Below are 14883 nucleotides of genomic sequence, written 5' to 3' on the forward strand. Positions count from 1 at the left end.
TTATTAATCATCAAGGAAAAGGAAGTTAAACGATAATATGGAGTTCTTTAGTGTATTAATTTTCTTAAATATGTTATTATGTTAGAGTGTTAAGTTTATATATAAAGGAGATTATGTATGGAAAATAAAGTTTTGGCAGTTGTAGCTGGTAATGAAATAACTGAAATGGATTTACAGCAAGCTATTTTAAAGTATCCTCAAGATAGAAGAGGGATGTTTGCAACAGAACAAGGTAAAAAACAATTATTAGAACAAATGATTTCGTTTGAATTAATGTTCCAATTTGGAAAAGAAGCTTCTTTAGATAAAACTAAAGAATTTGAAACAGAAGTGGAAAAGTTTAAAAAAGAGCTTTTAACTCAAATGGTTATTAACAAAGTAATATCAGAAGTGACTGTTACTGATGATGAAGCTTTAAAATACTATGAAGAAAATAGAAGTATGTTTTCAGAACCAGAAAATGTGACAGCAAAACATATTTTAATAAGTTCAGAGGAAGAAGCAAATAAAATTAAAAAAGAAATAAAATCAAATAACGTAACATTTGAAGAAGCTGCTAGTCAATATTCATCATGTCCATCTAAGGAACAAGGTGGTAATTTAGGTTCATTCTCAAGAGGAATGATGGTTCCTGAGTTTGAAGAAGCTGCATTTGCATCAGAGATAGGCGTTGTAACTGAGCCTGTTAAAACTCAATTTGGATATCACTTGATAAAGGTAGAAGCTAAAAATGCTGGTAAAGATTTAGATTTTGAAGAAGTTAAGGATGGAGTTGTAAATCAACTACTTCAAGAGACTCAACAAAAGAAATATTTTGATTTAATTGGAGAATTAAGTACAAAATATACTATAGATAGAAAATAATAAAATCGCTCTAGATTGTTAAGATCTAGAGTTTTTTATTGAAAATATTAAAGAATTTAATCATTGGGAGATTATAACTAAATTATTTTAGTCATAATATGTTGAAATATAATATAAAAGATGTTATAGTTATAAAAGCTTTTAACTTAGTCCAGAGAGACTAGCAAGGGGGATAAACAAATGAATAATGAACAATTACAAGTATCAGTGGTAGATGTAAATGAGAGTGTGCCACTAAAGAGAGCAATTCCTTTAAGTATCCAGCATTTATTTGCAATGTTTGGATCATCAGTATTAGTACCAATTCTTTTTGGAATAGATCCAGCGACAGTATTATTTTTTAATGGTATAGGTACATTATTATATGCATTCCTTACTAAAAAGAAGATACCTGCATATTTAGGATCAAGTTTCGCATATCTTGCACCAGTTTTTCTATTGTATAGTGAAGGGTATACCTTCCAACATGCACAAGGTGGATTTGTAGTTTCAGGTTTGATTTTTGCAACAATTGCTATAATAGTTAAATTTACAGGAACAGGTTGGATAAACAAGTTATTCCCACCAGCAGCTATGGGAGCTATAGTTACAATCATTGGATTAGAATTAGCACCAACAGCAGCAGATATGGCTGGATTCGCAGTAGGTGGATCTAATAATCCAGAGTTTTCTAATCCTAAATGGATATTAGTATCTATGATAACTTTAGCAGCAGTAATTTTAAGTAGTGTATTACTAAGAGGATTCTTAAAAGTTATTCCTATATTAATAGGTGTTGTGGTAGGTTATATTGCAGCATACGCTAATGGATTAGTTGATTTTACAACACTTGGACAAGCGAGTTTCTTTGTAACACCTAATATAAACATAGCTAAATTTGATTTCACGGCAATAATGACAATATTACCAGCAACTTTTGTAGTAGTAGCTGAACATATAGGGCATTTAGCTGTAACTAGTAGTATAGTTGGAAGAGATTTATCTGAAGATCCAGGACTACATAGATCGCTCCTTGGAGATGGATTATCTACAGCACTATCAGGATTTTTTGGTTCGGTTCCAACAACAACTTATGGTGAAAACATAGGGGTTATGGCATTAACTAAAGTTTATAGTGTATATGTTATATGTGGAGCTGGTCTTATATCTATAGTATTAGGTTTTTCAGGAAAACTATCAGCTTTAATTAGCAGTATACCAACCCCAGTAATAGGAGGCGTTAGTTTACTTCTATTTGGAACTATAGCTACATCTGGTTTAAGAACTTTTATAGAAAAAGGTGTGGATTTTGCTAAATCAAGAAACTTAATTTTAACATCAGTAATTTTTGTAATAGGATTAAGTGGTATAACTGTAAAATTAGGAGCTGTAGAATTAAAAGGAATGGGACTAGCTACTATAGTTGCCATGATTTTAAGTGTAAGCTTTATGATATTTGATTCACTAGGAATAATGAATGAAAAAGAAGATTAATAATATAAAAGCAGGAGATTTTAATTTAAAAAATCTCCTGCTTTTCTTTATACAGCGAATTCAGTGAAATCTTCAATATACTTATCAGCACTATTAATAAGTTTTTCTCTATGCTTAGATGAATGTTCATCGTATACTGCGATAACTTTCATTCCAGCAGCCTTAGCACCTTCTACAGCAGCGGGTATGTCTTCAAAAACAATACACTTATCTGGTGTTACACCTAAACGCTTTGCAGCTAGAAGATATACATCAGGGAAGTTTTTTCCTCTAGTAACCTCATTAGTAGTTGTAATGCTATCAAAAAAATCCTTAATATCATTGCTTTCTAGGGCTATATCTAATAAAGGTGATGAGTTTGAAGTAGCAAGAGCTAGTTTAATGCCATTAGATTTTAAATAGCTTAATAATTTTTTAGCTCCAGGTTTAAGTCTGGCTTTATTCAAATAATTATCATAGGCTAAATCATTAATTTCTTTAACTATTTCATCTGTAGATTCTTTTAGATTAAAATTGTCCTTAAAATACTGAGCGGTCTGCTTAAAACTTAAATGATTTATTTTTTCTTCTAAATCTGAAGGTCTTTTTGCTCCTTTACTTTCTAAATAAGTTATATTAATTTCATCCCAAATCCACATTGAGTCTATAAGAGTTCCATCTAAATCAAATATTGCAGCTTGTACATCTTTAAACAAATATATCTCCCCCAAATTCCTAATGTTATTTTTATAGTATATTAAAAAGTTATTAAGTTCAATATCATAATAAATTTTAATGCAGCATATCAAACTCTATATACTGCATTAATGAAACAGTTTAGCTAAATTCTCTTTCAAAGATTTTAATTTTTTCTTTACTCTTAAAATCCTCTAAGGAATCTATACCAACATTACTTAAAACTTCTTTCATAATATCGCTGTGAGTAGCTACCTTAACGGCTGAATTGTAGGCAAATTCATCAACTGAGGTTTTACCATATTCTTTAGGAATTAGGGCTTTAGGGCCACCGACACATCCTCCAACACAACCCATTCCTTCTATAAAATTGGCATCTAGTTCTCCAGCCTTAGCTTTTTCTAATATTTCTTTACATTCCTTTACCCCGTTAGCTTGAGCAGTTTTTAGTTTTATATGTTTTTCAGGAAAAAGTTCTTCAACTGCTTCTGATACAGCTATTGAAACTCCACCAGTTCTTGCATACAACCTTCCTCCTCTTGAAGCATATTCTATTGAAGGGATTCCTTGAAGTTCATTTGGTCTAATATCTAAAACTTCAAATATTCCTTTTAATTCTTCAAAGGTAAGCACGTAATCAATAGCATCTGAGATATCATTATCTCTAGCCTCTGCTTTTTTAGCGATACAAGGACCTATGAATACAACCTTAACATCTGGATTTAACTCTTTTAAAACTCTTCCTGCTGCAATCATAGGAGACACAGAAGGGGAAACATCTTTAACTAAATCATGATATACTTTTTTTAACATACCAACCCACATAGGACAGCAACAAGAGGTTATCATAATGTCACCATCTTTATTAACGTGATGATTAAATTCTACAGCTTCTTTTATGGTTAACATATCAGCTGTAAAAGCAACTTCTATCATGTCTGAGAATCCCATTTTTATAAAAGCAGCTCTATATTGGTCCATTGTTACATCAGATCCCCATTGACCAGATATTGCAGGAGCAACAGCTGCTATTACTTTTTTGTTATTTTTTAGTAAATCTATTATGGGGATAAATTCAATCCTATCTATAAATTTACCACTATCACAAGCTTCCACACATATGCCACAGTCAGTACAAAGATCGGTGTCTATATAAGTAGTTCCTTTTATTGGATCATCTAAAATAGCATCAAAGGGACAGGCGGTTTGACACTTAGTTCTCTCACCAGCTTCAGAAGTACAATCTCTAGAACAAGAGGAAACTTTTTCAATTATTTTTTCTCGAACTTTATAGTTTGTAATAGCTTTTTTTAGATTATAAATGAAATTTTCATCAGCTTTAACATCAACACCACATAATGAAGAGATTACAGACATAGCTTCAATCTTATCAAAGTTTGGAGAATTCATTATATTTTCTAAGGTTGAATTAAAATTTCCATCATAATAGGATTTAACTAATTCTTTAAATAAGTCTTCGTAAATTTTTTTCATAATATTCCTCCTAAGTGTAAATACTAATTTAGAAAACTTTTCTATTTGTTAGATTAACCATTATTTATAACTATTATGATTTTAGGAGAGAAAACTTATGAAAATATTGATAGGAATTTATATATTTTTAATACTTATGTTTTGGAGTCTTTGTGTAGCTGCTTCGAAAAGCGAAAAATATTATGAAAATATTATGTCTGATAAGGAAGAAGTGAAATAATTATGTAAGTTACAAAATATATATTATATGTAGTAATTTATTTAGGAAGGTGGATATGGTAGATTTAGTTATAGATCCGGGTCACGGAGGATCAGATTATGGGGCTAGAGGAGAAGGCTCTTTGGTAGAAAAATCTTTAACCTTATACATTGCAAATAAGATTAAAGAGTATTTGGATAAGAAACAGATATCTGTAATTTTGACTAGAAATGATGACAGATATGTGACTTTAGAAGAGAGAGCTAAAATTGCTAATAAAAATAAAGCTAGATGTTTTATGAGTATTCATATTAATAGCTCAGGTGTAGATAGTGCTGAGGGAACGGAAGTTTATACATTTACTAAAGGTGATGAAGGAGAGCGGTTAGCAGCTAATGTATTAGATAAGATAGTCTCTGGTGTTAGTTTAAAAAATCGAGGTGTAAAATTTGCTAATTTTACAGTTCTAAAAGAAACTGAGATGCCAGCAATTTTGGTAGAAACTTGTTTCATTAGTAACTCAAAAGAAGAAGCGTTGCTTAAAGAAGATTATTTTAGAGACAAAATAGCGCTTTCTATAGCTAATGGATTCCTTAGACATATTGGAAGAGAAGAAATTTCTATGGGAATTGATGAAGACATAGTTATTAATTCTAAAATCCCTATAATATCAATGCCTACTGCAACAAAGTATCAAGCATTTCAATGGGCTAGAAAAAAGGGAGCTACAGAGGAGTTTATTGCACTTGCAGAAATTTACTGGAATACCTCTATTGAGTCTGGAGTAAATCCAGTAGTAGCATATGCACAAAGTGCTATAGAAACTAATTTAGGAACTTTTAATGGGGTTTTTAAGAAAGAGTACAAGAATCCATGTGGATTAAGGATAAGTAATGATATAAATGATGAAAATGGAGGATATGCAACATTTAACAATTGGACAAGTGGTGTTGAGGCTCATTTAGATCATTTAGGACTTTATGCAGGAGGCGTTATTTATCCTAAAAGAATAAGTAGGGATCCTAGACATTTTCCTTATTTATTAGGTAAAGCGAAATATATAGAGGATTTATCGGGAAATTGGTCACCTTTAGATGACTATGGAATGAAGGTGTTAGAGTTAGTTAGGGAAATAGAGTCAAGCTACTCAGAAGAGGGGATAGCACCTATAAAACTTGATGATAATAATGATGGAAATAACTATAACGATGAGTTAGTAAATGATGATGATAGTGTTGAAGGACTAAAAAAGGAAGTTAGTAGTATTATTAATGATATAGAAAAGCTTAAAAGCAGAACTGAAGAATTAAAAATATACATTAACTCAGTAGAAGGATTTTTGGCACAGGAGAAAAAACTTAAAGATGCTTTAAATGCAACTAATATGTCATTACAGGAAAAAAATAAGAGTTATGAGCAAACTATAGAAGATATTTTAGATGTAATAAGTAAATTAAGAAGTATTGTTATATAAAAAAAGAATTGCTTAAGCAATTCTTTTTTTGGTCGGGGTGACAGGGATTGAACCTGCGACCTCATGGTCCCAAACCACGCGCGCTCCCATCTGCGCTACACCCCGTAGCACATAGATTATTATAAATAGTTTCTTTAAAGATGTCAATAATTTTAAGAAAAATATTCTAATACTGTATTTACTTTTATTTATACAGTGTATATAATACCTTTAGTTTATAAAATAAAGGGAGGTAAATTGCTATGAGAGGAACTACTGTAATCATGGTACTAGCGAGCCTTTGGTTTTTAATATTAGGAACAAGCATTTTGTTAAGTAAAAAAGTAAGAGGTATTATAGAGAGTGCAAGTATCGCTAATGATAAAACAGCTTATGTTAGATTTAATGCGTTTTTTAATTTATGCTTAGGGGGAATAGGTGTACTATTAGGAGTTGTGGATTACTTTTTTAAAGAGTATTCATTGTACATAGTGGGAGCTTATGCTGTAATTATGATATCAGCTGGATTAATTCAAGGAAGACTAAGTGCTAAATATAAATAAATAATTAAAGACCTTGTTTATGTATTAATAAGCAAGGTCTTTTGACTTGTAGCACTTTACGCTTGATATTTAACTAAATATTATAATATACTTACATGGAGCATAGAATTATAATAGGTAAAACAACTAATAATATTTTGTTCACGATATGTTTGTATTTATAAATACAATGGACTGTAAACATTTTATCTGACAACTTTAATGTTGAATAGGTTGTGGCAGTTTTTAATAAATTGTAAAATTTTGATTATTGGACGAATTGGGATTGGTTGTAAATAGGAAAAGTGTTATACTTATAACAGTTTACTAATTAATTGAAGGGGGGAAGGTATTACTTATTCGATTAGTAATGCCAAGGTGTTTATGAAGAAGAAGGCAATATCAGCTTTACTTGCAGCCTCGCTAGTATTCGGAACAGGTGTACAAGTATGGGCAGAACCTTTAACAGAACAGCAACAGCAGGAACTTAACGAAAAGGGTGCAAAGGCAGCAGATGCAAAAAGTAAGTATTCGGAGTTAAAGAATAAAGTAGATGAATTAGATGCACAAATTCAACCAATAGCGTTAGCTATGGAGGAAAATAATACTAAGATAGAAAATACAAATAAAGAAATTGATGATACTAAAAAAGCAATTGAAAAAAGTCAAAAGGAATTAGCTGAAAAAGAAGAGGTTTTTGGAGCTAGAATGAGAGCTCTATACAAATCAGGTGGACAAGAAAGCTACATAGGACTTTTATTAAGTGCTAATAGCTTAGGAGACTTTGTTTCTAAGGCTCAGGCAGTTGGTAAGATAATGAGCTTAGATAAGCAAATCATAGATGAGCTTAATGAAAAGAAAAAAGAATATGATGAACACATTGCGACGTTGAAAACTAAGATTCAAGAACTTGAAGATTTAAATAAAGATAATAAAGTAAAATTAGAAGAACTAAATGTTAAAAAAGCAGAACAACAAGTTTATGTTGATCAAGCTAAAGCTGAATATGATAAGATAGCTGATGATTTAATTACAGTTGAAAGAAATCTATATAGGCCTTTTGCTAATATAGTAAATAATTCAAGTAGTTCAGTTGATGATTTAAATAATGCTATAACAACATTAAGATCCCTTAGAAAGACTGTCAAGAGTTCTCAAGCTGATAATGAATTAGTTGACTTAATAGAAAAAGCTAAAAGTTTAGTACAAGAAAAAACAGCACCAAGCTTAAGCAGAGGTGGTGGAGCAGGATCTGCATCGGATTCAGCAATTCTTTCTATAGCTTATAGTAAATTAAATTCCACGTATGTTTATGGAGCTACTGGTCCTAACGTATTTGATTGCTCAGGATTTACTCAATATGTGTTTAGACAAGCCGGTATATCTATAGGAAGAGATACCTATGCTCAAGTTGGTAATGGGACTCCAGTGAGTTATTCTAACCTTCAGGTGGGAGATTTAGTCTTTACTAGTCCCCACCATGTAGGTATATATGTAGGTAATGGACAAATGATTCATGCTCCTCAAACAGGAGATGTAGTCAAAGTATCTAATATTTGGACCTTCTACGCAGCTAGAAGAGTAAAATAGAATATAGTTTATTATAGAGGGTGTTTAAAACATCCTCTTAATTTTTTTTGAAGTTTTTATAATTAATCTTTATAATGGATAAGTAATAGATATTTGGAGTGTGATGAATTTGGATATAAATAGATTTATTAAAGATGATGAGACCCTTGATGACCTACAGCTTAATGGAATTCATCTTATTCAAAAAAAGAAAGCCTTTAGATTTGGGATAGATGCGGTACTATTAGCTAATTTTGCAGAAGTAAAAAGAAAGCATAGAGTAATTGATATTTGTACTGGAACAGGAATAGTACCATTTGTAATATATGGGAAAAAATCTCCTGAGAGTATTCTCGGTATTGAAATACAAGAAGAATTTGTCGAAATGGCAAAAAGAAGTGTAGAAATAAATAATGCACAGGAGAAAGTAAAGTTTATTAAAGGGGATATTAAGGATATAAAGCTTATGAAGACAATAGAGAAAGCTGATGTTATAACAGTAAATCCCCCATACAAACTTAATTCTTCAGGAATAATAAATAGCAGTGATAAACTTGCTGTAGCTAGACATGAAATTTTATGCTCATTAGAGGATGTAATAATAGGCGCCAGGATTTTACTAAAAGATAATGGCAAATTATATATGGTACATAGACCAGAAAGATTGGCGGATATTTTATGTTTGATGAGAAAGCATAAAATAGAACCTAAAAGAATTAGAATGATTCAACCCAATACAAAAAAACCTCCCAATATAGTGTTAATTGAGGCGCAGAGGGATGGAGGGGCCTTTCTTAAGTGGGAAGCACCTTTGTATGTATATAATGATTGTGGAGGCTATAGCGAGGAAATAGAGCGTATATATGGAAGGGAGAAAGATAATGAGTAAATTATATATAGTACCTACTCCAATAGGTAATTTAAAGGATATAACTATAAGAGCTTTAGATGTTTTGAAAGAGTGTAATGTTATTGCGGCTGAAGATACTAGACAAACAATAAAACTTCTTAATCATTTTAATATCAAAAAACAACTGATAAGTTATCATCAACATAATGAATTAACGAAATCAGAAGAGATAATAAATAGAGTAAGAGGTGGAGAAATTGTAGCTTTAGTTAGTGATGCTGGTTCTCCGGGGATATCTGATCCTGGTAGTGTGATTATTAAAAGATGTATAGAAGAAGAAGTTGAATTTGAAGTATTACCAGGGGCAACTGCAATAATAACAGCGTTAGTTAATTCAGGATTAGATACAACTAAGTTTACTTTTAGAGGTTTTGTACCTAGAGAAAATAAAGAAAGAAGAGTATTAATTAGTGAAATAAAAAACCATAAAGAAACACTGGTATTTTATGAGGCTCCACACAGGATTAAAGAAACCTTAAGTTTTCTTCATGATGAATTAGGAGATAGAAAAGTGGCTATTTGTAGGGAGTTAACTAAACTTCATGAACAAATAGTACGTGGATCAATTTCAGAGGTTATAGAGCATTTTAATATAAATAACCCAAGAGGAGAGTTTGTAGTTGTAATTGAAGGGAAAAGTCAAGAGGAAATAGACTTAGAACAAAAGGCTAAATGGGAAAACACTACAGTGGAAGAACATATAATACTTTATGTAGATAGAGGATATAGTAAAAAAGAAGCAATTAAATTAGTTGCAAAAGAAAGAAGTATGCCTAAGTCAGAGGTATATAAATATTCAACTGATCTATAATAAAAAAAGCACTTCTTGGGGTTGAAGTGCTTTTTTAACCATATATACATATTGATTTATTTATGGATTAAAAATAATGTTAATTATTTTTTTAATTCAGCCATACAGTTCTTGCATATATTTTTTCCCTTGTAGTTAGTAACATCTCTTGCATCTCCGCAGAATATGCAAGCTGGCTCATATTTCTTTAATATGATTTGCTCACCGTCTACATATATTTCTAGAGCATCCTTTTCAGCGATATCTAATGTTCTTCTTAGCTCTATTGGAATAACTATTCTTCCTAACTCGTCAACTCTTCTTACTACACCTGTTGATTTCATATAAATTTCCTCCTCGTTTTACAACATTCGACATTTCGTATATTAATATTAGCAAAGATGTAATTTAAAGTCAATACATTTTCTCTAAATAACTGCAATATTTACAAATTTCTTACTTAAATAACATCTAAGATTAATATAATACCAAATAATTGAAATGTCAATAGTATAGTTTTCAAATAAATGGTAATAATATTATATAGATGAAATGAATAAAATAAGTATTTATAAGGGTTCTAGGGATATAATATAGTTAGATATATGAAGAATAATAATATTTTTAGATAATTAAATTTCTGTGATAAAAAAGTAATAACTTACCATAAATAAAAATTATATGTCGAAAGTGTATATAAAATAAGGATTATATTAACAATGATTCTATATATTATATGTCAATAAAAAGTATAAGTTACAGAAATATAAATAAATAATTAGTTAGTTTGACGAATAATACTAAGATAGTTATTTTATGTAACAATTTATTATATAATTCATTACAATATATATAAATTTTTTTTATTATTATAATCAAAATATTAAAAAAATATAAAAACTCATGTTTTATAAAAAATTATTTGTTGAAGTATTTATATTGACAAAAGCATATTAGAGAAAATTGTTGATAAATAGCTAATTATTCAACAGGTGTTCCACAAGTAATAAACAGATAATCCACAGGGTAAATGTGAATTATGTGGATAAAAATGGATGTAATAAATTTATATCCACATAATTTTTGAAGTTATCCACAATATATGTTGATAACTTGTTTATAACTGTGGATTGTAACTCTAAGGGTCTTAAAATAAGGATTTATTAAAATAAAATATTATTAATAAATTGATGATAACTTGTAAAGAGTTTTGGTATACTATATAATAACAGATATAGTGGATTTTAATGTGGAGGTACTCTTATGGATGAAAAAAGATTTGATGAAGAATACATTGCGAAGTTGGCAGAAGAGATGTCTAAAAATAGTATGATATCTTATGATGATTTACCTAAATATGATTTATTTTTATCACAAGTTATAGATTACTTAAATGATAAATTTGTTGACGATAAATATACAAATAATATAGTTCAGAACTATATAAAAAGTGAAGTTATAACTAAGCCAGAAGATGGTAAAAAAAGAGGATATACTAAAGTTCATTTAGCACAATTAGTATTACTTAGTTATATGAGACCAGTACTTACTACAGAGGAAATAAAAAAGGTATTTAAACTAGCATTTAATGAAATAAATCTTAGAGCAGATGATATAATTGACTGGGAGTCTGCTTATAAAATATTTTCAGATATACAAAGTGAAAGTTTTAATGATATAAAAAATTCATCTGTATTACATGATTCAAAATTAGAAAATATAGTAAAAGACTTAAATCTGGAAGACAAAGATGAAGAAAGAATAAAGATATTTTTATTAGTATTATCTTTGATTGCGCAAGCAAGTGTTATTAAAAAATTAGTGCAGAAAATAGTAAATGAATATAATGAAAAATAAATTTCAATAAATCCTCGATATTTTGAGGATTTATTTTTTTGGAATTAATGCTATTATTAGTATATCCAATTAGAAGGAAGTGATCATTGAAACAATGAAAAGAATAGATAAAATCTATAATTTTTTAATGAATGAAACTAAAGACTTTACTGTAGAAGATTTTAAGGAACTTAAAGGGTTTTCTGCAATAGAGATAGCGGATAGATTAGATATATTAAGGAATAATGTAAGCAAAGAATTAAATGAACTATATAAATCAGATTTGGTGATTAAGATAAAAGAAAGACCTGTTAAATATTTCAGCAAAAGAAGGTTAGAGGAATTATTAAATGTAGAAATAGTAGAGAGGCAAGTGGAGATACGAGAGCTTAGTGAATTATTTGGTGAAGAAAGTAAGATGACTAATTCACCTTTTGATTACTTAATAGGAGCTGAGGGGAGTTTAAAACAAGCTATAAATCAATCAAAGGCAGCGATAATGTATCCTCCAAATGGACTACATACATTAATATTAGGAGAAACTGGGGTAGGGAAAACTTTATTCGCAAATATGATGTTTAACTATGCTAAATTCTCTAAAAGATTTAAAGATAATGCACCTTTTATAGTTTTTAATTGTGCTGATTATGGAAATAATCCTCAACTACTTCTTTCTCATATATTTGGACATATTAAAGGTGCTTTTACAGGTGCAGATACAGAAAAAGAGGGAATCGTAGAAAAGGCAGATGGAGGAATATTATTTTTAGATGAGATTCATAGATTAAGTCCAGAAGGGCAGGAAATGATATTCTACTTCATGGACACTGGAACTTACAATAAATTAGGAGAAAGCGATAGAAAAAGAAGAGCAAATGTACTTATTATTGGAGCAACTACTGAAGAACCTAAGTCATCATTGTTAGCAACTTTTTTAAGAAGAATACCAGTAACAATTACAATACCATCGCTTCAGAAAAGACCATTAGAAGAAAGACTGGAACTTATAAAACATATGTTTTCAGCTGAAGCCAATAGAGTAAATAAAAAGGTTATAGTAGCTAGGGAAGTTATAAAAGCCTTGATTGGTAGTTCTTATACAGGGAACATAGGTAAGCTAAAGTCGAATATACAATTGATATGTGCAACTGCATTTTTAAATAGTTTAGAATCAGGAGACGCAATAGAAATTAATATTGAAAGCATACCTCCTAATATTCAAAAAGGGCTTTTTGTTATTTCTGATAATAGGAAAGACTTCGAAGAAATTTCATCTATTATAGATAATAATATGATTATTAGTCCTAAGGGTCAGATTAGTTTATTAAAAAATGATGATTATGAGCTTCCATTTAATTTATATAGAATTATAGAGGATAAATCTGAAATTCTTAAAAATGAAGGTATGAATAAAGAAGTAATTCATGATTTGGTCATGAAAGATATTGATGCCCAATTAAAAACTTTCTACAAAAAAATTAGAAAAGATAATAATGTAAAAGAAAAACTTTTATCTATTGTAGATAATGATGTATTTGAATTTACACAATATATAAAAAAGTTTACTGAAGATAGGCTAAATGTAACATATGGGGAAAGATTTGTATATGCTGTAAGTTTGCATTTAAGTGTATTTTTAAAACAAAGAGCTGATGATCATTTAACAAAGGAAAAAATAGATAGAATGGGTTATTCCATAGATGAAGATGGGCAGGAGTATGTAGTTGCGGAGGATATAGCGAATAAAATAGAAAACAAATTTAGAGTTAAAGTCCCTAAAATAGAAATTATATATTTAGCCATGTTATTAAAGAATTTAGAAGAAGAAAAGGTTATTAGTGAGAAAGTAGGTATATTAGTAATTGCTCATGGAAGTAGTACTGCCTTAAGTATGGTTAATGTAGCAGTAGACTTACTCGGCAAAGAAGGACCTATTGAGGCGGTGGATATGCCACTTGATGTTAGCCCACAAAGTATATTAGAAGAGGTTACGGAAAAAGTTGTTGAAATGAACGAAGGAAAAGGTGTACTTCTAATGGTAGACATGGGTTCCCTAGTAACCTTTGGGCAGATAATACAGGAGAGGACAAATATAAAAACTAGAACTTTAGATATGGTGTCCACTCCTTTAGTTATAGAAGCTGTTAGAAAAGGACATTTATTTTCAGAAGAGTTGGATGAAATATATTTTTCATTAAGAGAATTTAATGGATACAGTAATATTATAAATACCAACTCTAATAAACAAGGTTCTTCAAAGCCTAAAACAGTTATAACCGTATGTTCTTCTGGAGTTGGAACAGCAGAGAAACTTAAAGAGATAGTGAAGAATATAATTGAAGATATTTCAGTTGAAGAAATAGAGGTTATCCCTATAGGTATAAAAGGTGCAGAAGAAAATGTAAAAAATCTTGAGAGTACAAAAAATGTTATTGCTATAGTAGGGGTTAAAAATGTAGGTAAAGATATACCATTTATTTCACTTGAATCCTTTATAGGTGGAAGTGGTGCAAATGTATTAAGAGGAATAATATCTGGTGTGGAAGTAAGAGAAGAGGAAAGTAGGAGCCTTTTAATTAGAGAATTGTGTGAAGAAAATTTAGAAGAGTATTTAACATATCTTAATCCTAAAAAGATTATAGGGCTTTTGATGGACTTTATTAGATTGTTAGAGGAAGGTTTAAATAAAAATTTATCTAATGCAGAACAGCTTAGATTAATAATACATGTTGCTTGCGCTATAGAAAGAATGGTATTAAATTCAGGATTAACTTATAGAGGAGAAAAGAATTTTACTGCAAATTGTTTAGATGCTGTTAAAAATTCAGTAAAAGTATTCGAAGATAGTCTCAGAATAATACTAACAGAAGATGAAGTGTATCATATTTGTGAAATAATTTGATACAGTATTAGAAAAAATAAGAAAAGTGTATTAGCTTATAAATAGAAGTGTATCAAAATGTATTTTTCATCATAAGAAAGTATCAAAGCAGTGATATTTCTTAGTTGAAATGGCTTACATTCATTGATACACTTTTTTTGGCATGGATATTGCTATAATAAATAACGTATACAAAA

General features: G+C 29.8%; 13 protein-coding genes and 1 tRNA gene. 10 read left to right on the top strand and 4 right to left on the bottom strand.

Going from position 1 to position 14883, the window contains the following annotated elements:
- Positions 1 to 117 precede the first annotated feature (117 nt).
- Positions 118 to 864 carry a peptidylprolyl isomerase gene (locus P8F83_RS20510; protein WP_326512464.1) on the top strand — a complete coding sequence of 249 codons (747 nt, stop codon included), beginning with the start codon at positions 118 to 120 and terminating at the stop codon, positions 862 to 864.
- Positions 865 to 1044: 180 nt separating this feature from the next.
- Positions 1045 to 2337 carry a uracil permease gene (gene uraA / locus P8F83_RS20515; protein ID WP_326512465.1) on the top strand — a complete coding sequence of 431 codons (1293 nt, stop codon included), beginning with the start codon at positions 1045 to 1047 and terminating at the stop codon, positions 2335 to 2337.
- Between the two features lie 47 nt (positions 2338 to 2384).
- Here uraA and P8F83_RS20520 read toward each other — a convergent pair whose 3' ends face one another.
- Positions 2385 to 3032, bottom strand: coding sequence for an HAD family hydrolase (locus tag P8F83_RS20520; protein ID WP_326512466.1), 648 nt, complete (start codon positions 3030 to 3032; stop codon positions 2385 to 2387).
- A gap of 121 nt (positions 3033 to 3153) precedes the next feature.
- Positions 3154 to 4506 carry a [Fe-Fe] hydrogenase large subunit C-terminal domain-containing protein gene (locus P8F83_RS20525; RefSeq protein WP_326512467.1) on the bottom strand — a complete coding sequence of 451 codons (1353 nt, stop codon included), beginning with the start codon at positions 4504 to 4506 and terminating at the stop codon, positions 3154 to 3156.
- A gap of 97 nt (positions 4507 to 4603) precedes the next feature.
- Between P8F83_RS20525 and P8F83_RS20530 the strand changes: the two genes are divergently transcribed.
- Positions 4604 to 4726: a hypothetical protein gene (locus P8F83_RS20530; RefSeq protein WP_278329721.1), complete on the top strand. Its 123-nt coding sequence runs from the start codon at positions 4604 to 4606 to the stop codon at positions 4724 to 4726.
- Between the two features lie 55 nt (positions 4727 to 4781).
- Positions 4782 to 6179 (top strand): N-acetylmuramoyl-L-alanine amidase, encoded by a 1398-nt coding sequence (locus P8F83_RS20535; RefSeq protein ID WP_326512468.1) that lies wholly within the window; start codon positions 4782 to 4784, stop codon positions 6177 to 6179.
- 29 nt (positions 6180 to 6208) lie between these two features.
- On the opposite strand, the gene P8F83_RS20540 is transcribed toward P8F83_RS20535, so the two are convergent.
- Positions 6209 to 6284 (bottom strand) — tRNA-Pro (locus P8F83_RS20540).
- Positions 6285 to 6421: 137 nt separating this feature from the next.
- On the opposite strand from P8F83_RS20540, the gene P8F83_RS20545 reads away from it, so the two are divergent.
- The 4 genes from P8F83_RS20545 to rsmI all read left to right on the top strand — a co-directional run bounded on the left by P8F83_RS20545 (position 6422) and on the right by rsmI (position 9990).
- The gene (locus tag P8F83_RS20545; protein WP_021803665.1) at positions 6422 to 6721 is read left to right on the top strand and encodes a hypothetical protein; all 300 of its coding nucleotides are present in this window, start codon (positions 6422 to 6424) and stop codon (positions 6719 to 6721) included.
- A gap of 363 nt (positions 6722 to 7084) precedes the next feature.
- Positions 7085 to 8290, top strand: a complete 1206-nt coding sequence (locus P8F83_RS20550; RefSeq protein WP_326512469.1) for a C40 family peptidase — start codon at positions 7085 to 7087, stop codon at positions 8288 to 8290.
- Positions 8291 to 8393: 103 nt separating this feature from the next.
- Complete coding sequence (locus tag P8F83_RS20555; RefSeq protein ID WP_326512470.1) at positions 8394 to 9158, top strand: tRNA1(Val) (adenine(37)-N6)-methyltransferase; 765 nt, start codon at positions 8394 to 8396, stop codon at positions 9156 to 9158.
- Positions 9151 to 9990: a 16S rRNA (cytidine(1402)-2'-O)-methyltransferase gene (gene rsmI, locus P8F83_RS20560; protein WP_326512471.1), complete on the top strand. Its 840-nt coding sequence runs from the start codon at positions 9151 to 9153 to the stop codon at positions 9988 to 9990. Before P8F83_RS20555 ends, rsmI begins: the two co-directional genes overlap by 8 nt.
- A gap of 83 nt (positions 9991 to 10073) precedes the next feature.
- On the opposite strand, the gene P8F83_RS20565 is transcribed toward rsmI, so the two are convergent.
- Positions 10074 to 10313 (bottom strand): AbrB/MazE/SpoVT family DNA-binding domain-containing protein, encoded by a 240-nt coding sequence (locus P8F83_RS20565; RefSeq protein WP_021803662.1) that lies wholly within the window; start codon positions 10311 to 10313, stop codon positions 10074 to 10076.
- A 919-nt stretch (positions 10314 to 11232) separates the two neighbouring features.
- Between P8F83_RS20565 and P8F83_RS20570 the strand changes: the two genes are divergently transcribed.
- Both P8F83_RS20570 and P8F83_RS20575 read left to right on the top strand, forming a co-directional pair.
- Positions 11233 to 11826: a DUF1836 domain-containing protein gene (locus P8F83_RS20570; protein WP_286907566.1), complete on the top strand. Its 594-nt coding sequence runs from the start codon at positions 11233 to 11235 to the stop codon at positions 11824 to 11826.
- Positions 11827 to 11920: 94 nt separating this feature from the next.
- The gene (locus P8F83_RS20575; protein ID WP_326512472.1) at positions 11921 to 14707 is read left to right on the top strand and encodes a sigma-54-dependent transcriptional regulator; all 2787 of its coding nucleotides are present in this window, start codon (positions 11921 to 11923) and stop codon (positions 14705 to 14707) included.
- Positions 14708 to 14883: the final 176 nt, after the last annotated feature.

This window comes from Clostridium intestinale (assembly GCF_035905475.1).
Classification (GTDB): Bacteria; Bacillota; Clostridia; order Clostridiales; family Clostridiaceae; genus Clostridium_T; species Clostridium_T intestinale.